The sequence below is a fragment of the Ralstonia sp. 1138 genome (genome assembly GCF_040544795.1).
Taxonomy (GTDB): domain Bacteria; phylum Pseudomonadota; class Gammaproteobacteria; order Burkholderiales; family Burkholderiaceae; genus Ralstonia; species Ralstonia flatus.
In genome coordinates this window covers 1,054,326-1,074,338 of record NZ_JBEPKQ010000002.1, presented here as the reverse complement: position 1 = coordinate 1,074,338, position 20,013 = coordinate 1,054,326, and the positions used below count along the sequence as shown (strand labels likewise).

General features: G+C 66.3%; 19 protein-coding genes. 12 read left to right on the top strand and 7 right to left on the bottom strand.

Annotated elements, in window-relative coordinates:
- Positions 1 to 192: 192 nt before the first annotated feature.
- The 3 genes from ABIC76_RS12760 to ABIC76_RS12750 all read left to right on the top strand — a co-directional run bounded on the left by ABIC76_RS12760 (position 193) and on the right by ABIC76_RS12750 (position 3,412).
- The gene (locus ABIC76_RS12760) at positions 193 to 474 is read left to right on the top strand and encodes an antibiotic biosynthesis monooxygenase family protein (RefSeq protein WP_354534175.1); all 282 of its coding nucleotides are present in this window, start codon (positions 193 to 195) and stop codon (positions 472 to 474) included.
- A gap of 326 nt (positions 475 to 800) precedes the next feature.
- A complete protein-coding gene (locus ABIC76_RS12755; protein WP_102064618.1) occupies positions 801 to 2,558 on the top strand; it encodes a GGDEF domain-containing protein in 1,758 nt (585 codons plus the stop codon).
- 185 nt (positions 2,559 to 2,743) lie between these two features.
- Positions 2,744 to 3,412 carry a glutathione S-transferase family protein gene (locus tag ABIC76_RS12750; RefSeq protein ID WP_102064617.1) on the top strand — a complete coding sequence of 223 codons (669 nt, stop codon included), beginning with the start codon at positions 2,744 to 2,746 and terminating at the stop codon, positions 3,410 to 3,412.
- A gap of 30 nt (positions 3,413 to 3,442) precedes the next feature.
- On the opposite strand, the gene ABIC76_RS12745 is transcribed toward ABIC76_RS12750, so the two are convergent.
- A complete protein-coding gene (locus ABIC76_RS12745; RefSeq protein ID WP_102065135.1) occupies positions 3,443 to 5,245 on the bottom strand; it encodes a methyl-accepting chemotaxis protein in 1,803 nt (600 codons plus the stop codon).
- A gap of 228 nt (positions 5,246 to 5,473) precedes the next feature.
- Here ABIC76_RS12745 and ABIC76_RS12740 point away from each other — a divergent pair, with 228 nt between their 5' ends.
- Entirely contained in the window at positions 5,474 to 6,580 is a 1,107-nt protein-coding gene (locus tag ABIC76_RS12740; protein ID WP_102064616.1) for an S-(hydroxymethyl)glutathione dehydrogenase/class III alcohol dehydrogenase, read from the top strand.
- A 22-nt stretch (positions 6,581 to 6,602) separates the two neighbouring features.
- Positions 6,603 to 7,466: an S-formylglutathione hydrolase gene (gene fghA, locus ABIC76_RS12735; protein WP_102064615.1), complete on the top strand. Its 864-nt coding sequence runs from the start codon at positions 6,603 to 6,605 to the stop codon at positions 7,464 to 7,466.
- An 18-nt stretch (positions 7,467 to 7,484) separates the two neighbouring features.
- Here the strand turns inward: fghA and ABIC76_RS12730 are convergent, their stop codons facing one another.
- Positions 7,485 to 7,997, bottom strand: coding sequence for a hypothetical protein (locus ABIC76_RS12730; RefSeq protein WP_102064614.1), 513 nt, complete (start codon positions 7,995 to 7,997; stop codon positions 7,485 to 7,487).
- Positions 7,998 to 8,234: 237 nt separating this feature from the next.
- Between ABIC76_RS12730 and ABIC76_RS12725 the strand changes: the two genes are divergently transcribed.
- The 4 genes from ABIC76_RS12725 to ABIC76_RS12710 are packed head-to-tail and all read left to right on the top strand — an operon-like array spanning position 8,235 to position 12,053.
- On the top strand, positions 8,235 to 9,014 hold the full coding sequence (locus ABIC76_RS12725) for a paraquat-inducible protein A (protein ID WP_102064613.1): 780 nt from the start codon (positions 8,235 to 8,237) through the stop codon (positions 9,012 to 9,014).
- Complete coding sequence (locus ABIC76_RS12720; RefSeq protein WP_027678083.1) at positions 9,011 to 9,748, top strand: paraquat-inducible protein A; 738 nt, start codon at positions 9,011 to 9,013, stop codon at positions 9,746 to 9,748. The genes ABIC76_RS12725 and ABIC76_RS12720 overlap by 4 nt, the downstream gene beginning before the upstream one ends.
- Positions 9,745 to 11,388, top strand: a complete 1,644-nt coding sequence (locus ABIC76_RS12715) for a PqiB family protein (RefSeq protein ID WP_027678084.1) — start codon at positions 9,745 to 9,747, stop codon at positions 11,386 to 11,388. Before ABIC76_RS12720 ends, ABIC76_RS12715 begins: the two co-directional genes overlap by 4 nt.
- Positions 11,385 to 12,053, top strand: coding sequence for a PqiC family protein (locus ABIC76_RS12710; RefSeq protein WP_354534173.1), 669 nt, complete (start codon positions 11,385 to 11,387; stop codon positions 12,051 to 12,053). The genes ABIC76_RS12715 and ABIC76_RS12710 overlap by 4 nt, the downstream gene beginning before the upstream one ends.
- Before the next feature lie 14 nt (positions 12,054 to 12,067).
- Here the strand turns inward: ABIC76_RS12710 and ABIC76_RS12705 are convergent, their stop codons facing one another.
- Entirely contained in the window at positions 12,068 to 13,531 is a 1,464-nt protein-coding gene (locus tag ABIC76_RS12705; protein WP_354534172.1) for an aminotransferase-like domain-containing protein, read from the bottom strand.
- Positions 13,532 to 13,748: 217 nt separating this feature from the next.
- Here ABIC76_RS12705 and ABIC76_RS12700 point away from each other — a divergent pair, with 217 nt between their 5' ends.
- Positions 13,749 to 14,090, top strand: a complete 342-nt coding sequence (locus ABIC76_RS12700) for a hypothetical protein (RefSeq protein ID WP_354534171.1) — start codon at positions 13,749 to 13,751, stop codon at positions 14,088 to 14,090.
- Positions 14,091 to 14,303: 213 nt separating this feature from the next.
- Here ABIC76_RS12700 and ABIC76_RS12695 read toward each other — a convergent pair whose 3' ends face one another.
- Complete coding sequence (locus ABIC76_RS12695; protein WP_354534170.1) at positions 14,304 to 14,609, bottom strand: hypothetical protein; 306 nt, start codon at positions 14,607 to 14,609, stop codon at positions 14,304 to 14,306.
- A 151-nt stretch (positions 14,610 to 14,760) separates the two neighbouring features.
- Between ABIC76_RS12695 and ABIC76_RS12690 the strand changes: the two genes are divergently transcribed.
- Complete coding sequence (locus ABIC76_RS12690) at positions 14,761 to 15,348, top strand: hypothetical protein (protein WP_354534169.1); 588 nt, start codon at positions 14,761 to 14,763, stop codon at positions 15,346 to 15,348.
- 139 nt (positions 15,349 to 15,487) lie between these two features.
- Entirely contained in the window at positions 15,488 to 16,120 is a 633-nt protein-coding gene (locus ABIC76_RS12685) for a hypothetical protein (protein WP_027678091.1), read from the top strand.
- 54 nt (positions 16,121 to 16,174) lie between these two features.
- On the opposite strand, the gene ABIC76_RS12680 is transcribed toward ABIC76_RS12685, so the two are convergent.
- From ABIC76_RS12680 to ABIC76_RS12670, 3 genes are all read right to left on the bottom strand, one after another.
- Positions 16,175 to 18,358, bottom strand: a complete 2,184-nt coding sequence (locus tag ABIC76_RS12680) for a TonB-dependent receptor (RefSeq protein ID WP_102064607.1) — start codon at positions 18,356 to 18,358, stop codon at positions 16,175 to 16,177.
- 87 nt (positions 18,359 to 18,445) lie between these two features.
- Positions 18,446 to 18,862, bottom strand: a complete 417-nt coding sequence (locus tag ABIC76_RS12675; protein ID WP_354534168.1) for a hypothetical protein — start codon at positions 18,860 to 18,862, stop codon at positions 18,446 to 18,448.
- Between the two features lie 105 nt (positions 18,863 to 18,967).
- On the bottom strand, positions 18,968 to 19,954 hold the full coding sequence (locus tag ABIC76_RS12670) for a DUF6685 family protein (protein ID WP_027678094.1): 987 nt from the start codon (positions 19,952 to 19,954) through the stop codon (positions 18,968 to 18,970).
- Positions 19,955 to 20,013 lie beyond the last annotated feature (59 nt).

The following is a 20,013-nucleotide window of genomic DNA, read 5'->3' as shown; positions in this document are numbered from 1 at the left end:
TGAAATCCGAGTATGCCCGCGCAGCCGCTGTTGTCATAGGGGCCGCGGGCGGGCAGACAGACGTTTGGAAGCCACCCCAACGTGGGCGCCGCGCGTCAACAACCCCGATACAGGCCAGGCGATGGCGAAACCGATTGCCGGCTATAGTCTGCTCACCCATCCAACCGAACGGAGCACAACGTGGTATTCGAAATGGCCCACATTGAAATTCTCGCCGGCAAGCAGCGCGAGTTTGAAGCCGCTGTCCAGCAAGCCCTGCCGCTGTTTGCGCGCGCCAAGGGCTGCCACGGCGCCGAGTTGCACCACATCGTCGAGCGTGACACCAGCTACGTGCTGCTGGTGCGCTGGAATACCGTGGAAGACCACATGGTCGATTTTCGCGAGTCCGACGACTTCCAGGAATGGCGCAAGCTGGTGGGGCCGTTCTTTGCCAAGGCACCGGAAGTCGTGCACTCCGAGATCGCGGTTAGGTAATCAGCCGCACAGTCAATCCAGCACCCTCCTGGACCGGGGATGCGCAGCGCTCTGCAGGCGCGTCCCCTTTCCACCCATGCCGAGACAATCGAATTGAAGGGTCTCGTTTCGATACCGCGGCCTGAACATCCCGTAAGAATCCTTTTTCATTTGTTTGCAGTCTGCCCCGCGGGCGAGGGTCCAATGGCGCGGTAAAGATGCGCCCGATGCTGCCGTTAGCCAGACATGCGTGCTGCGCGCGGCGACGCGCGTGGGCGCGTGTGCAATCCATTCACAACTGCCCGCCAAGACGCTCCACCCCTCCGTTCATGTCTTCAGAAACGTCGATGGACCGGCGCTTTGGTGTCGGCGTCGCCATCGTCCTCGTTCCGGTGCTGTCGTTGTCGTGCTGGCTGTTGGGCTACGCATGGCTGGGCTACGGCCGTGCCGACGATGCGGCGCGCAGCGTCCAGGCATTGCGCCTGGCGTTGCTGACCATGGAGAAGGTGTCGGCCGAGCGCGGCCCGACCAACGGCGTACTGGGCGAAGACCTACCGCTGCCGCCCGAGCGCAGCGCGGCCCTGCAACGCATGCGCGCCGCCAGCGACGAACACGTCGCCCGGCTGCTCGACGCGCTGGGCCCTGAACATTGCCCCGGCTGCGAGGCCGACATCAACGCAGCGCGGCGCGCCCAAACGCTTCTGGCCGCTGCCCGCGCCAACATCGACCGCCTGACCGCCCTGCCCCTGCGCTCCCGCAGCAGCGACGAACTGGCCGACGGCGTCAACCGCATGATCGCCGTGATCCCGGAATTCCTGCCCATCGTCAACGCCCGCACGGCCAACATCACGCGCGGCGACCCAGATGTGCTCAACTGCCTGACGCTCGCCCGGCTGGCGGCCGATCTGCGCGAATATGCGGGCCAGCTCGGCTCGCGCTTCACCGGTGCGCTGGCCATGCACCGCGCGCTCACGTTTGAAGAGCAGCTCGCCATCGAACGCACGCAGGGCCGCATCGACCAGCTGCGCAGCATGATCGAGACCCGTGTGGCAGCGCCGTCCACCTTGAACGAGCGTGCCGTCGCCACGCTCGGGGCACAGTACTTCGGCGATGGGCTGCGCTACGTGGCCGCCGTGCGCGCCAAGGCCAGCCAGGCCGGCGGCGTCGATATCACGCCCGCGGCATTCGCCGAGCGCTACGTGCCCACGATGCGCGCCATCACGGATTTCCGCGACATCGTGCTGGGCCTGGCGGATAGCGACATCCGCGAACACCGGCGCGAAATGCTGCTGGTGCTCCTGGGCTCGGCGGCCGCGGTGGTGTCGGTCCTGGGCGCGCTGGTATGGATGACACTCTCGTTCCGCCGCGACGTGGTGGGGCCGTTCGTCAACGCTACGCGGCTCATCGACGGGATTGCGCGCGGCAATCTGAGCGTGCACATCCCGACCAGCTTTGCGCGGCGAGAAATCCGCGCGATGTTTGAAGCGATCCGCGTGCTGCGCATCAACAGCATCGAGCGCCGCAGGCTGGAGGTGGAACGCGCGCACCTGATGCAGGAACTCGCGCGCATGGCCGAGACCGATCCGCTCACCCAACTGCTCAACCGCCGCGCGTTTGAAGACCGCGCCAGCGCAATGTGCAACGCCCCGCATCCGAAGGCGCGGCTCGTGGCGCTCGTCATGTTCGACATCGACCACTTCAAGCGCATCAACGATACCTACGGCCATGCCGTGGGCGACGAGGCGTTGCGCACCGTTGCCGGCCTGTGCCGCACCGAGGGCCCGTCCGCCGACATGGTGGCGCGCATCGGCGGCGAGGAATTTGCGGTGATGGTGTGGGCGGATAGCCTCGCACAGGCGCGCGCGGTGGCCGAGCACCTGCGCCAGCGCATTGCCGAGGTCGCCGTGCCCACCGGCACCGAGTTGCCCTGCCGCATGACGGCCAGCTTTGGCGTGGCGGTCGCGCCCGCCGCCGATGGCCCCAAACTGGCATCGCTGCTGCGGCGGGCAGACCACCTGCTCTATGCCGCCAAGCTGGCGGGACGCAACTGCGTGATGACAGATCGCCCGCCCGGATCGCCAGACCTGACCGTCGCGGCCGATTGATCCGAGGGGCCGCCAGGCCTCCATCGGGACGACATGGCCAGCGCGGCACCCGGCTGGTCATGATTCCGCGTCAGAAACCCTGCCGCGATGATGCACCGCCGCAGCGGATTTCCAAGACGGACGCGGCTCCACCGCCTAGAGTGGCAAGCTGTCATCCACCCATTGACCGCACACCGGAGCCGACGATGCCGCAAGACCGCCACCTGATCCTCTATCACTCGCCACGCAGCCGCTCGCGGGGCGCGCGCATGCTGCTCGAAGAACTCAGCGCCGACTACGAGGTGCATGCCTTCGACCTGACCATCGGCGAGCACAAGAGCCCGGCGTTTCTCGCCGTCAATCCGCTGGGCAAGGTGCCGACACTGCGCCACGGCGATGAAGTCATCACCGAGCAGGTGGCGGTGTATCTGTATGCCGCGGAGCTGTATCCGGAAGCCGGGCTGTCGCCGGCCGTGGGCGATCCGCTGCGCGGCGCGTACCTGCGGTGGATGGCGTTTTATGGTGCGTGCTTCGAGCCGGCCATTGTGGATCGCTCGATGAAGCGCGAGCCGGCTGCGTATTCGATGTCGCCGTATGGCAACTTCGACACCATGCTGGGCACGCTCACGGCCCAACTGGAGAAAGGTCCCTACCTGCTGGGCGAACGCTTTACCGCGGCGGATGTGCTGTGGGGTGCCGCGCTGGGCTGGACGACGATGTTCAAGCTCATCGAGGAAACGCCATTGATACGTGGCTACATTGATCGCGTCATGGCGCGGCCTGCCGTGCAGCGCGCACAAGCCGCGGACCTCGCGCTTGCCGAAGCGCAGGACAAAGCAAAGGCCGAGGCAACCAACGCCGCCCCGGCCTCTTGACGCTGCTAATGCGTGCTGTTGGCGTCGTACTTAGTGCGACAGGCGGAATTGCCCCACGGCCTCGTTCAGGTTGTGGGCCTGCTCCTCCAGCGATTCCGCTGCGGCGGCCGCCTGCTCCACCAGCGCGGCGTTCTGCTGCGTCACCTGGTCCATCTGGTTCACGGCCTGGTTGACCTGCTCGATGCCGCTGCTCTGCTCTTCCGACGCTGCGGAGATCTCGCCCATGATGTCGGTCACGCGCTTCACCGCATCGACGATCTCCGCCATCGTCACGCCGGCCTGGTCCACCAGCGCCGTGCCGTTGGACACGCGATCCACCGAGTCGTGGATCAGCGCCTTGATTTCCTTGGCCGCGCCGGCTGAACGCTGCGCGAGGCTGCGCACTTCGCTGGCCACCACGGCAAAGCCGCGGCCCTGCTCGCCGGCACGCGCCGCTTCCACCGCGGCGTTCAGCGCCAGGATGTTGGTCTGGAACGCGATGCTTTCGATCACGCCGATGATGTCGGCAATCTTCTTGCTGCTCTCGTTGATGCCGCCCATGGTCTGCACGACCTGGCCGACCACATCGCCGCCGCGCGTGGCAACGTCAGACGCCGTCACGGCAAGCTGGCTGGCCTGACGCGCGTTGTCGGCGTTCTGCTTCACGATGCTCGTCAGCTCTTCCATGCTCGATGCGGTTTCTTCCAGCGAGCTGGCTTGCTCTTCCGTGCGCTGCGACAGGTCTGCGTTGCCGGCGGCAATCTCCTGCGCGGCCGAGCGCACCGAATCGCTGCCCAGGCGGATCTGCTGCATGACGGCCGTCAGCTTGTCGGCAAATGTGTTGAACGAACGTGCGATCTGGGCCACTTCGTCTTCGCCGTCGGACGGCAGGCGCTTGGTGAGGTCGCCGCTGCCCGAGCCGATGTCGTCCATAGCATCGCGGATCATCGACAGGCGGCGGAACGCGCGTGCCGTCATCGCACCCACGATGAGTGCCGCAACGATGGCCACGCCCACCAGCGCGCCAATCGACGTCATCACCAGCGAGCGCATGCCAGCCGTGGCGTCGGACTTATCGAGTGCCACGACCAGGCCCCAGTCGGTGCCCTTCACGCCCTGGCGGTAGAGCAGCTTGGGCGCGCCATCCACCGACACTTCCACCGGCTTCTCAGCCTGTGCCAGCGATGCCAGCGTGGCCTCGTTCAGCCCGGCCGACAGATCGGTCGCCGGCTTGAGCGTCAGCTTGTCATTCGGATGCGCCACGATCTTGCCGGCCGCATTGACCAGGAAGCCGAAGCTGGCCTGCGTCGGATGAATGGCCTTGACGTTGGCGATCACGCTGTCCATCGCCACGTCGCCGCCGATCACGCCCTTGAGCGTGCTGCCTTCCAGGATGGGCACGGCGAAGGTCACCACGAGCTGGCCGGTGCTGGCGCTCACGTACGGCGGCGTTACAACGGGCTTGCCCGCATCCACGGCTTGCTTGTACCAGGGGCGGGCGGTCGGATCGTACGTCGGCGGAATGCCTTCGGGGTTGGAGAATTTGTACGACTTGTCGGGATAGCCGACGTAGACGTTGATGAAGCCGCCAGCCTTGTGCACGGCCTTGAAGACCGGGATCGGGTCGGCGGACACCGCCACGTCCTGCAGCGAGACCATCATCTGTGTCTTGGAAGCCACCCAGTCGTCGATGCCGGCAATGTGGCCACGTGCAACGGACTGTAGGTTCTGGCGAATGGACTCTTCGTTGTACGAACGCGTCACGAGATAGTTAAGACCGCCAGCGAAGGTCAATGCGCCGACCACGATGGCAACGCAGGTCAGCAAAATGCGAGTACGGATGGATGCAAGCACGGTATGGTTTCCTACGAAGCCCATGGCGGGGGTTCCGCCATGTAAGGCATGCGGCACGCGGCCCTGTCGGCCTGCCGTCGCACAAGAAACGGCCGTCGTAAGAAAATCTGAAGTCTGATGTGTGGAACATGACGTGGCTGTCACGTTGCCCGAGCAGCCAACGTTCTACAATCGCCCTCCCTACGCTGCCCAGGTCGGGCAGGCTCCACTTCAAGAAAAGGAATGCGCATGAAAACGAAAGCCGCCATCGCCTGGAAAGCCGGTGCTCCGCTCACCGTGGAAGAAGTCGACCTGCAGGGCCCGCGTGCCGGCGAAGTGCTCGTCGAGATCAAGGCGACCGGCATCTGCCATACCGATTACTACACGCTCTCGGGTGCCGACCCGGAAGGCATCTTCCCGGCGATCCTCGGCCATGAAGGCGCGGGCGTGGTGCTGGAGGTGGGCGCGGGCGTGACGTCGTTGAAGGCGGGCGACCACGTGATTCCGCTGTACACACCGGAATGCCGCCAGTGCAAGTTCTGCCTGTCGCGCAAGACGAACCTGTGTCAGGCGATTCGCGCCACACAGGGCAAGGGCCTGATGCCGGACGGCACGTCGCGCTTCTCGCTCGATGGCAAGCCGCTGTTCCACTACATGGGCACGTCAACGTTTGCGAATCACATCGTAGTGCCGGAAATTGCGCTGGCGAAGATCCGCCCCGACGCACCGTTCGACAAGGTCTGCTACATCGGCTGCGGCGTGACGACGGGCGTGGGCGCGGTGGTCTACACGGCCAAGGTGGAAGCCGGCGCCAACGTGGTCGTGTTCGGCCTGGGTGGCATCGGCCTGAACGTGATCCAGGGCGCCAAGATGGTCGGTGCCGACAAGATCATCGGCGTGGACCTGAACCCCGCGCGCGAGGCGATGGCACGCAAGTTCGGCATGACGCATTTCATCAACCCCAACGATGTGGAAAACGTGGTGGACCACATCATCCAGCTCACCGACGGCGGCGCAGATTACTCGTTCGAATGCATCGGCAACACGAAGGTCATGCGCCAGGCGCTGGAGTGCACGCACAAGGGCTGGGGCCAGTCGATCATCATCGGCGTGGCCGAGGCCGGCGCGGAGATCAGCACACGCCCGTTCCAGCTCGTGACGGGGCGTGAGTGGAAGGGTTCCGCATTCGGCGGCGCGCGCGGCCGCACGGACGTGCCAAAGATCGTCGACTGGTACATGGAAGGCAAGCTCAACATCGACGACCTGATTACGCACACGCTGCCGCTGGAGCGCATCAACGAAGGCTTCGACCTGATGAAGCGCGGTGAGTCGATCCGCTCGGTCGTGCTGTATTGAACGTTGAAGACGGAGCCCGACGATGACGATTCCCGTACCGCCACTTGAACTGCTCTCGGAGCATGCCTGCTTTGGCGGCGTGCAGCGCTTCTATCGGCATGCCTCGACCGCGATCGGGCTGCCGATGCGCTTCTCGGTCTACCTGCCCCCGCAGGCGCTGGCCGGCACGCGGTGCCCTGCGCTGTTCTATCTGGCCGGGCTGACGGCCACGGAAGAGACGTTCGCCATCAAGGCCGGCGCGCAACGCGTGGCCGCGCGCGAGGGGCTTATCCTGATCGGGCCCGACACCAGCCCGCGCGGCGCAAACGTCCCCGGCGAAGCCGACCACTGGGATTTCGGCGTCGCCGCCGGTTTTTACCTGGACGCGACGCAGGCCCCGTGGCGCGAGCGCTACCGCATGGAAAGCTACGTCGCGGACGAGCTGCACCACATCGCGCGCGTAGCGTTTCCCGTGGCACCCGGACGCATCGGAATCTTTGGGCATTCGATGGGCGGCCACGGCGCGTTGACGCTCGCCCTGCGCCATCGGGAGCGCTTCGCTTCGGTGTCGGCATTTGCACCCATCGCGCATCCGTCGGTGTGCCCGTGGGGCATCAAGGCGTTCACCGGATATCTCGGGGAGGACCGCACCGTCTGGGCGGCGCACGACGCTACGCAATTGATGCGGCTGGCCTCATGCCCGTTTCCGGGCGGCATCCTGATTGATCAGGGCGAGGCGGACAAATTCCTCGCAGAGCAGTTGTATCCGGAAGACTTTGCCGCCGCGTGCGCCGCAGCCGGGCAGCCGCTGCAACTGCGCCGCCACCCCGGCTACGACCACGGCTACTACTTCATCGAGACCTTCATCGAAGATCACCTGCTGCATCACGCAGCGCAACTGCGTTAGCAGCGGGTTAGCGCGCGGTTAGCGGCCGCTCCCACCGCCGCTGCCGCCCGCGGCCCCGCCGGCGCCCCCGCTGCCTGCTCCGCCACCGACGCCGCCACCGACACCGCCCGAGCCGGCAGCACCGCCGCCATTACCGCCGCCCGGCGCGCCCATCGAGCCGCCGGTACCAGGGGCGCCGACCCCGACCCCACCCGAACCGCCGCCGGTCGTGCTGCCCATCGAATCGTTCGCACTGCCGCCATAGCCGCCGCTGGAACCCGAGCGCGACGATGTATTGCCGGAGCGCCCTTGCTTGCCGGTGGCATTGCGATTGCGGGTGGCGTCCCGGCCGTTGCCCGTCGAACCGCCATTGACGGCGGCGCCCCCCGTGCCCGTGGCGGTTGCGTCGGTGCTGGTACCGCCGGCCGGCGACAGGGTGCTGCCCCCCGCCGTGCTGTTGGATTGGGCCGCCCCCGTCTGGGCATACGCCGCCGCGGTACCGCCTGCCAGCGCCAGCGCGACTACAAGAGAAGATGCACGGAGATACGTCATGAATGGCTCCTTTGAGGTTGAGGATGTGCCCTTCCAACTCAGCAAGGGCCGTTCCGCCATCACCCGGCGCCATCGTCGAACGCGCTGATTGGCGGGATATTTGCTTGTGACCGTGCGTCAAAATGCGGAAGCCGGCACTCAGCTATACATTCAACCCTGTATGTATAATCGCCTGCCCGACTGTCGGTGCGCCGTCCCGCGTGAATTCAACGCTGCCGCTGCGCCTTCAGCCCGACGATGGAGCTGTTAACCGTGAAATTCCCCTTCCCGCTGCCGCGATCATGGCGTGCGGCGGGCGATGCCCTCAACGCCAAGGCCGCCCCGGTCGCGCAACCGCTGCCGGGCGATCCGGATGCCTGGATCGCCTGCGAGCATTGCGACACCCTGCATCGCCACGAAGTCATTGCGCTCGATGAAGAGGCGCACTGCACGCGCTGCGGCGTGAAGCTGTACCGCAACCAGAGCGAGCGGCTGTCGGTACTGCTGCCGCTGGTGGTGACGGGCCTCATCGTCTACATCGTCGCGAACATCTTTCCGATTGCCGAGATGAACGGCGGCGGCAACCGGCACGCCACCACGCTGTGGGGTGCCATCGTGGCGCTGTATGACTACGACATGCTGTTCGCTGCCGTGCTGGTGGCGCTTACCACGGTGTTTTTCCCGCTGATGTACATGTCGGTGCTGGCGCCGCTGCTCATCGCGCGCTTGCGCGGGCGGCGACATCCGGCCGCCGCGCTGGTGCTGCGCGCGGCAGCGTTGATTCGCCCGTGGGCGATGGTCGAGATCTTCATGCTGGGCGTGGTGGTGGCGCTCATCAAAGTGGCACGCATGGTGTCGCTGGAAGCCGATGCGGGCTTGTGGGCGTTTGCCGCGCTGACCGTGTTCCTGACGGTGGCGTTGTCGATCGACCTGCGGCCGTTCTGGCGCGAGATCGGCCTGACGCTGCCGCCGGGCTCGCAAGTCGACGCGCCCACGGGCGTGGATGCCGCCGCGCGGCCTGGGGAGAAGCGCTCATGAGCAGCGCCACCACGCCTGCCTCTGCACAGCCGGCGCAACAAGCCCGCCCGCTGCGCGCCGCCGCACACGGCCTGGTGACATGCGAGCGCTGCGGCCTGCTGGCGCGCATGCCCGAATCCGAGGCCGCCACGCGAGCGGTGCTGACCCACGAAGACGCGCCCGACGAAACCGCCCCAGCGCCAGTCTGCCCGCGCTGCATGTCGCCCCTGCACGTGCGCAAGCCCGACAGCCTGGCGCGCTGCTGGGCGCTGCTGATTGCGGCGGCCGCCATGTACCTGCCGGCCAACCTGCTCCCGGTGATGATTACCGACACCCTGCTCGGCACGCAGCAGGACACCATCATGAGCGGGATCGTCTACCTCTGGACGTCGGGCTCGTGGCACCTGGCCATCATCGTGTTCATCGCAAGCTTCCTGGTGCCGCTGGCCAAGCTCGGCATCCTCGCGGTGCTGTGCCTTTCGGTGCAGCAACGCTGGCACTGGAACCCGCGATTGCGCACGCGCCTGTATGCGCTGGTCGAGATCATCGGCCGGTGGTCGATGCTCGATGTGTTTGTGGTGACGCTGCTCGCGGGTCTTGTGCACCTGTCGACGCTCGCCATCATCAAACCCGGCCCCGGTGTCGGCCCGTTTGCCGCCGTGGTGGTGCTGACCATGTTCGCCGCCCGCTGTTTTGATCCCCGCCTGATCTGGGACGTCATCGACGAGCCCGATCCCGAAGAGACCGATGTATGACCGACCCCGTCGATAACGAAAACATTCCTGCGCCGCGCCGCACGAAGCGCAAGCGCTGGCTGCCCTCGCTGATCTGGCTGGTGCCGATCGTGGCGCTCGTGGTGGGTGCCACACTCATGGCGCGGGTGATCCTGGCGCGCGGCGCGCAGGTCACCGTCACGTTCAGCTCGGCCGAGGGCATCGAGGCCGGCAAGACGCGCGTCAAATACAAGAGCGTCGATATCGGCGTGGTCAAGGCGGTCGGGCTGACCGACGACCGCTCCGGCGCCGTGGTGCTGATCGAACTGACCCATGACGGCAAGGCGTTTGCCGCATCGGACACGCGCTTCTGGGTGGTGCGCCCGCGCGTGGCGGCCGGCAGCATTTCGGGGCTCGGCACGTTGCTCTCCGGCGCCTATATCGGCGTGGACGGCGGCCGCTCGCAAGAGAAGAAATCCGTCTTCAGAGGCCTCGACACACCGCCGGCCATTTCGGCCGACGCGCCCGGCAAACAATTCACGCTGCACGCACCCGACCTGGGCTCGCTCGACATCGGTGCGCCGGTGTATTTCCGCCGCGTGCGCGTGGGGCAAGTCACCGCCTACGACATCGACGCCGACGGCAAGGGCGTGACGTTGCACATCTTCGTCAACGCGCCGTTCGACAAATTTGTGGCACGCGGCACGCGGTTCTGGAACGCCAGCGGCATCGACCTCAAGCTCGACGCCAATGGGCTGAAGGTCGATACGCAATCGCTGCTGACCGTGGCCCTCGGCGGCATCGCGTTCCAGACGCCCGAAGAGGCCGATCACGAACCGGCTGCCTCCGATGCGCAGTTCCAGCTCGTGCGCAACGAAACCGCGGCGCTGAAGGACCCGGAACACCTGTCACAGACCGTGGTGATGTACTTCCACCGCTCGCTGCGCGGGCTCAACGTAGGGGCGCCGGTGGAGTTCAAGGGCATCAACGTGGGCGAGATCAAATCGATCGGCATCCATTACAGCAAGAAGCGCCACGAGTTCGTGCTGCCCGTCACGGCCACGCTGTACCCGACCCGCTTCGGCATGGACATCCGCGACGACAATCCGCAGCACGCCGCCGAGGACGTCCGCACGCAGTTCGACGTGCTGGTGAAGAACGGCATGCGCGCGCAGCTGAAGAGCGCAAGCCTGCTGACGGGCCAGCAGTTCGTGAACCTCGACTTCATCGACGCGGCCGATCGCGACAAGACCCCGCCGCGCTTCGGCATGCGTGATCGAGACGGCGCGTACGTCTTCCCGACCGCCGACAATCCGACCGACGACATCGAAGCGCAGATTGCGGGCATCGCCAAGAAGCTCAACAAGGTGCCGTTCGAGCAGATCGGACAGGACGTTCACCGCACGCTGACCACGCTCGACGCCACGCTCAAGCAGACCGAGCAGCTGGCCAAGACCGTCAACAGCGATCTCGCTCCGCAGATGAAGGAAACGCTGGCCGAGGCGCGCCGCACGCTGGATTCCGCGCGCCAGGTCTTCTCTGACGATGCCCCGCTGCAACGCAATGCGCGCGATACGCTGGAACAGGTGGCCAAGGCCGCCGCGTCCGTGCGCGTGCTGACCGACTATCTGGACCGCCACCCGGAAGCGCTGATCCGCGGCAAGGCAAAGGACGCGCAATGATGCCGATGCAAACGACGATGCTGTCTTCCTCTCTTCGCCTGGCGAGCGCCGCTACCGTGGCTGTGCTGCTTGCAGCCTGCGCTTCGCCCGAGCCGACGTTGCATACGCTGTCGGTGCGCCCCGAAGCCACGGACACCGGCCGCTTCCAACGCGCCTTCCGCCTCTCGGGCGTGCGGGTGCCCGATCGCCTGGACAAGCCGCAGATCGTTTTGCGTACGTCCGACAGCGAAGTGGTTGCGCTTGAGCAGCAGCGCTGGGCCGCGCCGTTCGGTTCTGAACTGCGCGATGCGCTGTCTGCGAACCTGGCGACATCGCTGTCGGCTGTGGACGTCGGGAGTGCTGCCCCGCCGGCGGGCGTACCGCTCTACCGCATCGGTGCCGAGATGCGCAGCTATGACGCGCGGCCCGGACAAGGCGTGACGGCGCTGGTGACGTGGCGCGTATCGCGCGACGCGGCAAACCAAGGGGCGGCGCCCGCAGCCCTCACCTGCCAGACGACGCTGGCCCTGCCCGTCAATGGGCAAGCCGCGGGTACGGATTCAGAGGCTGGCGTGAACGCGGTGGTGTCGTCCACGCAACGCCTCGTGCAGCAGTGGTCGCAACAGATTGCGCAAAGCGTGCAGGGTCTGGAAACCCCTTCCGCGGTGCCGGCGTGGTGCCGGTGAGGTGAGGCGATGCGTCAGCGCTCGGCCAGTTCCTGCGTGAGCCGGCCGAGCGTGGCCAGCGCAGCTTCAAGGTTGGCCGAAGGCGGTAGCCCGAAGCAGATGCGGAAGAAATGATCGAAGCGGTTCAGGTTCGAGAACATCGTGCCCGGCGCAATGCGGATGCCCTGTGCCAGCGCCGCATCGAACAGTTCCATCGACGACACGTTCGCGGGCAACTCCACCCACATCGCCAACCCGCCTGAGGGCACCGACAACCGCGTGCCGGCGGGAAAACACCCCGCAATCGATTCAGCCATGCGTTCGCGCTGTTCGCGCAGCGTCTGCCGCAGCGTGCGCAGGTGACGGTCGTACGCGCCGGACGCGATAAAGCGCCCCGCCAACACCTGCGACCACGAATCGTTCGGCCGCGACTGCGCAAACTTCAGCATCTGCACGCGCCCGTGCCAGCGGCCCGCGGCCATCCAGCCCAGGCGCAGGCCGGGCGCCAGCACCTTGCTCAACGACGCGCAATAGATGACGTTGCCCGTGCGGTCCCATGCCTTGAGCGCCTTGAGCGGCGTGGGGCTGTCGCCCAGGGCGCTATACGTATCGTCTTCAATCAGCGCGATGCGGTTGGCGTCACAAAAGGCGGCCATCCGGCGCTTGGCGGCGTCGGGCATGATGCTGCCGAGCGGATTCTGCAGATTGGGCACCACCACCACGGCGCGAATGTTGCCGTAGGCCTGCACCGCCATCTCGAGCGCTTCCAGCGACATGCCGGTGCGCGGGCTGGTAGGAATTTCCACCGCGCGCATGCCCAGGCTTTCTAGCACCTGCAGCAGCCCGTAGTAGGTCGGCGATTCCACCGCCACCGTATCGCCCGGCTGCGCCACGGCGCGCAATGCCAGGTTCACCGCCTCGATGCAGCCGTGGGTGACGATCACATCGTCCGGCGCGACCTGCACGCCCATGTCGAGCGCACGCCGCGCCACGGCGGTCTGCAGCTCAGGATGACCGTTCGGGATGACGGCCTGCGTCAGCAGCAACGGATACCGCCGCAACACCTGCGACGCGATCCGATTGAGCGCCGCTGCCGGATACAACGCAGCCGCCCCGCTTGCGCCGGATAGATCGACATGCACGGTGGCTTGCTGCCCGCGCGCCACGATGGCCGACACGCGCGCATGCACGCCCACGTAGGCAGCCGGATCCGGCGTCGACACTTCGGGTTCCTTGACGGGCGCCAGCAAGGCTCGGCGCGGCTGGCGCACAAAGTAGCCGGAACGCTCGCGCGCTTCGAGCCAGCCTTCCGTCTCCAGATGCCGACATACCTGCAGCGCGGTCGACAGACTGACGGCGTGCGTGCGCATCAACGTGCGCACGGATGGCATGCGCTCGCCCGGCGCCAAGACCCCGCTGCGGATCGCGCCAAGGTAATGATCGGCAAGCGTCCGATACAGCGGCTGCGCGGGCGGTGGAGTCAACTCGGTGACGGACATGGCGGCGAGGGGCGGCGGGGGCGGCAACAAGCGGCAAGGAAACGTGTCCAGCACATCATGCCGGCAAGACCGCGACCGCAACAGATACAGACGACGTCAAACTGTACCGCAACAGATTGTCACGAACGCAGCGGTGTTGCGGCCCATGTTGCGTCGCTCTGTGTCTGTTGGGAAGGGCGGGAGGTGCCTACGCTGAAGCCATGTTCAGGAGATCGACATGACTGCGACGACACCCACATCCGAACCGGAATGGCTGGCGCTGGGCTCTGGCCAAACACGCCTGCATTGGCTGGGCGCCGGCACCACCCTTGTGGCACTGAAAGGCACCTTGCGCCTTGAGCCACCGTCGCGCTGGGGAGCCGTGGCGCGTTATACGCTCGGCGCTGGCCACGCGCATGTGGTGGAAACCTCGGGGTGGTGGCGCCTGCATGCCGATGCCGGCATCGACGCGCACTTGCGCATCGTCGTGCCGGCGCTTCGCCCACCGCACCGCGCATGGCCGGGAATGTGGCGGTGGCTGGCACACTGGATTCAGCCGCGCCAGACATCGCGCGGCTGAATCCACGGCGGAACCGTCAGCCACGCTCCCCCGGCTTTGGGCTCGGCGCGCGGGGGCGTTTCCCGTCGTCGGGGCGGATCGAAGCGTTTTCGAAGTCGCCCGGGTCCTCCTCGCCTACGCCACTTTCGCTCGGGATGGCCGGTGCAACGGGCCGGGCGGCGTCGCCCGAAGGCGCCTTGGCTTTGTCGTTATCCCGGGGTGAATGGGTGCCGCTCATGGCTGCTTCCGGCTGTTCTGGTGCTGCCCCAGGCGCTGCTGGTTTTGCGGCATCTGCCCTTCCTGTGCGGCGGCACGGCCATCTTCGGCCGGCACCGGCATCGGGCGCTTGGCCGACTGGTCGGTGCCGTGCTGCATGGAGTTGCGCTCGGCGCGGTCCGATTCGGCGCGCTCCCGGTTGCCGCCGCGCCCTTGCTGCGCCTGCGCGTTGTGCTCGCCCTTTTTGCCTTCGCTCTGTCGGTTCCCCGCCTTTTCTCCCGCCTGCGCTGCGGGCTTGTGCGGTTGCTGTGCGTCTTGCTTCATCGTCAGCCTCCTGGTTTCGGTTACGGGCAGCTCGCCCGCGTCGAAGAGGGTCGCAACGAGCGTGCCGCAAACTGCTGCGCGCGCGCAGGTATCCGCCTTGCTGCATTCGCTGTGTCGCGCCTTGGCGCACAAGCACGCATGGAGAATCCACATGGCAACAAGCAACCTGTATCGCACGGGCGAAGCACCCGCACAAACCGGCAAGGGGCACGGCACCGATGCACTCGGCCCCTCCGACAGTTCGGACTCGGGCAGCGACGTGGTCGGCGGACCGGGCCTGGGCAGCGACGTTGAAGATCGCTTTGACGACGATCCCGCAGTCCACCCGCACGGCAACGCGGCCAACCGCACAGCCGGCGCGGACCTTGGCGACGTCAATCTCGACAGCGACACCGACTCGACCGGCACGGGCGAGCGCCGCGCGGCCGGGCACGAACCCGTCATACGCGAAGGCGGCGACCTGATGCCCGACGCCATACATGACCTGCATGACCCGGAAGTCGACACTCCCATCGACGATGAGAACTTCGAACACGCCACAGGCTTGGCCGGTGAAAACGATGACGCAGATGCCCCCGACGCCGTCGAGCTGGACGAAGCGCCGATCGACCCGCACCCCGGCAGCCGTGATGTGCCGGTGCAATCGCCCACCGGCGGCGGCACCGACTGGTCTGACAACATGCGCCGCAGCCGCCCAACGTACAAGGGCAAGCGCGTGCCGGGCCAGCATCGCAGCTGAGGGGGGGTCGGATGCATGCGGACCGCGCCTGCACGTCAGCGCGGTCCGGTCTAGACTGGCGGCTGCCCAGCGCGGCGCAGAGATGCGCGCATGCTGGCCCGCCGCGCCCACGTTTGGGTGAATCTCACGCGCTTGCTCAATGACACGTCTACGCTTTTCCGCCCGTACTGCCGCAGCCGTCGCTCTTGTGACTGCGGTCCTTCCACTCGCCGCGTCTGCGCAAAGTACCGCCGCGCCCACGCGCGTGCGGGCCACCATCAACGCGGTCCACAGCACCGCTGTCGACGTGACCGACACGTCCGGCAACAAGGCCACCGTGACGCTGCCGGTGGACCTCAGCGTCACGCAAGTCGCGCCGATCGAGCCGTCGGCCATTCGCGCCGGCAGCTATATCGGCACGGCCGCGGTCAAGGAGCCGGACGGCACGCTGCGTGCGCTCGAAGTGCACGTGTTTCCGGAAGCCATGCGCGGCACCGGCGACGGTCACCGGCCTTACGACCTGGGGCCGAACAGCAGCATGACGAACGGCACGGTCGAGCAGGCAGGCGCTGTCACCGGTGCGCAAGGCCGCACGCTGTCGGTCAAATACAAGGATGGGGAGCAGCGCATCGTGGTGCCGCCGCAAGTGCCGATCGTGACGTTCGAACCGGGTCGGCGCGATGACCTGAAAGCCGGCGCGCACGTCGTCATGTTCGTGCGCGCCGATGCGCAGGGCACGCTGGTCGCGCAGCGCGTGCTGGTCGGCAAGGACGGGATGGTCCCGCCCATGTGACGACGATTTGATGGATGGGACATCGGGCCAGCCACATGTGCTGGCCCGATTTGCTTAGAACGGCTTGCTGACCGACAACAGGAACGTACGGCGCGGCGCAAACTGCGGCGCCCCCACGCCGATGCCCGTGCCATCGCGCAGCTGGTAGCTGCGATCGAAGATGTTCAGCACGGTCAGGCGCGTCTTGAACTTGCCCAGCGTCGGCAGATTGAAGTCACGCGCGGCACCCACATTCATCTGCCAGTAGGCCGGCAGGTGCTCCGTATTGGCAAAGCCATTGCGCAAGCCCGTTCCGAACAGCACATCACTCGTATACGTCGTGCCGGCATACCGATACGACACGCCGGCCGATGCGGTCAGGCGCTGGTCGTGATCGAGGTTGACCCAATGGTTGTTGATGTAGGCCAGCTCGTCGGCATCAAAGTTGAACTGGCCGGTCTCGATACCCTTGCCTTGCGCGCGCGACACCGCCAGGTTCAGGTAGGCCCCGAAGTTGCCGTTGCGATAGTTCGCACTGCCTTCCAGGCCGTAGATGCGGCCACGCTCGTAGTTGAACGCCGAGTACAGCAGCGCGTTGCCGAACTGCCCTTCGTCCTGCAGGTGGCGCACGTCGCGGTAATACGCATCCAGGCCCAACGTCAGGTGCGGCGTGAGCTGGTGCGAAATCCCGAGGTCAAAGTAGTTCGAGCGCTCCGACTTGACGGCCGTGTTGGCATCCGACGGCAACGCGTTGGTCGTGCCGGCAAAGGCCTGCACCGACGTGGTGTCGAACTTCTCCGTGGGCGGCGGCGTGAAGTAGCGCGCGTAGCCGGCATGCACGCGGGTGCGCGGCGTCAGGTCGTACGTCAGGCCAAGGCGCGGGCTTAGTTGCTGCTCGCTGACGATGGTGTTGACGCGGTCGTAGCGTGCGCCGTAGTTGACGGTGAGCTTGTCGGTGGGCTTCCACTCGTCCTGCAGGTAGACGCCCAGGGTCGTTCCGCTGCCGCTGTGGTTGTCGACGATGGTGAACGGCGTGGTGCTGGTCTGGGCACCGGAGTCGTCGGCGGCAAACACGCTGGAGGTGTTGTTGGCCACATAGCGCTCGCGCTGGACGAACACGCCGGCACGCAGCGTGTGCTTGTCGGTCAGCTTGTAGCTCGCATCGCCCTGCAGGCCGTAAGCCTCGTTGCGGCGCGTAATGTCGGCGGCCACGCCGTTGTAGACCAAATCTCCGATCGGATCCGGCATGTAGTCGATGCGGCTTGCGCGGCGGAACACCGACACCTGGTAGTCGAGCTTGGGCGACACCTTCTGCTGATACGTCAGGATCTGGAAGTCTGTCTTCTCGCGCTGATTGGCGTTGAGCGCCTCCGACGCCGGCGGCACCGCGCCATCGAGCGTGAACTGCGGCGTCAGGCCCGGGCGCGTCGGAATCTGGAAACGGCCGTTCGACGTGCCGAACATGAAGCTCACGCGGCTGTCGTTGTCGAGCAGGTACGAGAGCATGCCGAACGACTTGTTTTGCGTGGTGTGGTCGTGCGTGGCGTTGCGGTTGCCCGTCGGGTTTTCAATGCCGAGGTTGTTTTCCAGGAACACGCCCGACAGGTAATAGCTGAAGCGGTCTTTCGTGCCCTGAATCTGCGCATTGACCTCGTGCGTGGCATTGCTGCCCAGCACCGTGCCGATCTCGCCGCCGAAGGCCTTCGGCTCGCCGTCCTCGTCGGCAGACGCGCCCTTGGTGGTGATGTCGACAATCCCGGCTGTGCGGTAGCCGTATTGCGCAGGCAGCGCGCCGGTCAGCACGTTGATCTGGTTGGCGAAGCGGGTATCGAGCATCTGCCCGAAACCGCTGATGGGCTCCGGAACGATCACGCCGTTGATGCGGTATTGCAGGTTGGAGTGGTCTCCGCGCACGTGCAGTTGCCCGTAGGAATCCTGCACCACGCCCGGCGCCTGCAGCAGCACCTGGTTCAGCGGCGTGGCATCGCCCAGCGGCAGGCGGGCGATGTCATCGGTGTCGAACTTGTAGACGGAGCTGCCGGTATCCGGCGACAGCGCATTGCGTGCAGCATCCAGGCGCTTGGCCGTGACGCGGGTTTCGCTGAGATCGCGCACGTTGGTGGCGGGTGCCGTCGTGGCGGGCGTGGAAGGCGTGGCGGCCGGCGGTGTGGCCTCCTGAGCCAGGGCGGAAACCGAGGCGACGGACGGCAGGACGGCGGCAAGCGCCATCACCAGCTTGCGGGGCTGGAACGGAATCATGGAAAAACCTTTGAATCGAGCGGATGCGTTAGACAGCGGCACGCGCATGCATCAACACAACGCGCGCGCCGAGGGGCAAGGCAGGAATCAAAGGCGGATGGGAGGATCGCGCGAACACACGGCCACCGGAAACACCGGTGCGCCCGCATGAAAGCCGATGCGCGGAAAGTGCCAGCGCCGCGTATGCGCCAGGCGCAGCGACACCAGCATCGGCAGGGCAGCCGCCAGGGCGGCATAGGCCGCGCACTGCAAGCACGCGGCGTGTTCCTGCGCGGGCTGACTGCGCTCGGCGCTGGCCGGCTTGGCCGTGGCAGCGGCGCTGAACTCGACGCCGGTCGCTTCGCTGAATTCACTCCAATGCGAGAGCGCATGCCGCAGCGCGCCCTGCTGACCGAACAGCAGGAACACGGTCAGCAGGCAAGCCAGCCAACGCGGATGGAGGAAGGAGGAGCGGAAGGAACGCAAGATCGGGCGCAGGTGCCGGCGCACAATATCACCCGACATTGTGCGCCCCAATGCAACTAAGTTGCGAATTCTGACACCAGCCGCCTGATTCAGCAATCCGTCAGGTGGAGGGGCAGAACAACCCCTGAGCGTAGCGCCCTAGTATTACAAGCGCGTGTGCGCAAAACCCGGCATGAGACCCGTCGGCACGCCCAGGGCCGGCACCGGCACGCGCTTCCAGTTCGACCGCGTCTTGCGGGCGGCCTCGGCGCGTTGGGCGGGAGCGCCCACCTCGGTGGCATCGTGCAGGCTGGCCAGCCAGGCGCCATAGTCGAACCAGCCGTCGCGCACGAGCTGTTCGCCCACGCAGTTGGCAAAGCGATCCGACTTGGGCAGGAAGCACAGCTCGAAGCCTTCGGCCTCGCGGCGACCATGCATCCAGCGGTGCGGCACCTGGTGGCTGGCCAGCGCTTCTGACAAGCGCGTGCCGTAGCGTTGCTGCCCTTGGCGCCGCGCACCGATCACGTAGAAGCCGTCAAGCAACCGCCGCAGCCCCAGCGCAGAACGCGCGTGGCGCACCTCGGCATCGACCAGCAGCTCTCGGTTCTGCGTACGCGCCTGCAACGCCAGCGCGGCGAAATGGTGCGCGCCCCACTCGTTCATGTAGAACAGCTCGCCGCCAGCAAAGTCGTAGGCACGGAACACGTTCGCCTGATCTGCGTAACGGAAGACGTGGCGCCGGTTGGCAGCAAAGTCGGCGTCCGTGCTGTGCGGAATGCGGCGGCAATGCTGATGCGCAAATACCAGCATGCTCGGAAACGAATGCACCGAGCACGGCGACTGCGCCAGCCCGGTCACCGCGCGGATATCGATCTTGCAGTGCTCGCGGCGCACGCCCACCAGCTGGCTGAGATGGTGGTGCAGCTCGTCCACCCAGTCGGCATGCGCAAGATGCTTCGGAAACAGCTGGTGCGCGGGTTCGGCCAAGCCGCCCTCGAGCAGGAACGGCACGCTCTTGTGCCAGATATCGAGTTTCCAGTGCGACAGCGCATCGCTGGGCGTGCGATGGTGTGCAACCGATTGCGTGACATTGAAGGCGCGCGACTGGACGACCCAGTTCGACGCCGCATGCAGCAGATTGGAAACGTTCATGTCACCCCCCGGAAGACTGAATCGTTTGTTTGCGGATTGCCGACGTCGCTCTAAATGTG

Excerpts from the sequence above, each read along its gene's own strand:
- ABIC76_RS12760 (WP_354534175.1), top strand. The coding sequence starts at position 193 with ATGGCCCACATTGAAATTCTCGCCGGCAAGCAGCGCGAGTTTGAAGCC.
- ABIC76_RS12755 (WP_102064618.1), top strand. The coding sequence starts at position 801 with ATGGACCGGCGCTTTGGTGTCGGCGTCGCCATCGTCCTCGTTCCGGTG.
- ABIC76_RS12750 (WP_102064617.1), top strand. The coding sequence starts at position 2,744 with ATGCCGCAAGACCGCCACCTGATCCTCTATCACTCGCCACGCAGCCGC.
- ABIC76_RS12740 (WP_102064616.1), top strand. The coding sequence starts at position 5,474 with ATGAAAACGAAAGCCGCCATCGCCTGGAAAGCCGGTGCTCCGCTCACC.
- fghA (WP_102064615.1), top strand. The coding sequence starts at position 6,603 with ATGACGATTCCCGTACCGCCACTTGAACTGCTCTCGGAGCATGCCTGC.
- ABIC76_RS12730 (WP_102064614.1), bottom strand. The coding sequence starts at position 7,997 with ATGACGTATCTCCGTGCATCTTCTCTTGTAGTCGCGCTGGCGCTGGCA.
- ABIC76_RS12725 (WP_102064613.1), top strand. The coding sequence starts at position 8,235 with ATGGAGCTGTTAACCGTGAAATTCCCCTTCCCGCTGCCGCGATCATGG.
- ABIC76_RS12720 (WP_027678083.1), top strand. The coding sequence starts at position 9,011 with ATGAGCAGCGCCACCACGCCTGCCTCTGCACAGCCGGCGCAACAAGCC.
- ABIC76_RS12715 (WP_027678084.1), top strand. The coding sequence starts at position 9,745 with ATGACCGACCCCGTCGATAACGAAAACATTCCTGCGCCGCGCCGCACG.
- ABIC76_RS12710 (WP_354534173.1), top strand. The coding sequence starts at position 11,385 with ATGATGCCGATGCAAACGACGATGCTGTCTTCCTCTCTTCGCCTGGCG.
- ABIC76_RS12705 (WP_354534172.1), bottom strand. The coding sequence starts at position 13,531 with ATGTCCGTCACCGAGTTGACTCCACCGCCCGCGCAGCCGCTGTATCGG.
- ABIC76_RS12700 (WP_354534171.1), top strand. The coding sequence starts at position 13,749 with ATGACTGCGACGACACCCACATCCGAACCGGAATGGCTGGCGCTGGGC.
- ABIC76_RS12695 (WP_354534170.1), bottom strand. The coding sequence starts at position 14,609 with ATGAAGCAAGACGCACAGCAACCGCACAAGCCCGCAGCGCAGGCGGGA.
- ABIC76_RS12690 (WP_354534169.1), top strand. The coding sequence starts at position 14,761 with ATGGCAACAAGCAACCTGTATCGCACGGGCGAAGCACCCGCACAAACC.
- ABIC76_RS12685 (WP_027678091.1), top strand. The coding sequence starts at position 15,488 with ATGACACGTCTACGCTTTTCCGCCCGTACTGCCGCAGCCGTCGCTCTT.
- ABIC76_RS12680 (WP_102064607.1), bottom strand. The coding sequence starts at position 18,358 with ATGATTCCGTTCCAGCCCCGCAAGCTGGTGATGGCGCTTGCCGCCGTC.
- ABIC76_RS12675 (WP_354534168.1), bottom strand. The coding sequence starts at position 18,862 with ATGTCGGGTGATATTGTGCGCCGGCACCTGCGCCCGATCTTGCGTTCC.
- ABIC76_RS12670 (WP_027678094.1), bottom strand. The coding sequence starts at position 19,954 with ATGAACGTTTCCAATCTGCTGCATGCGGCGTCGAACTGGGTCGTCCAG.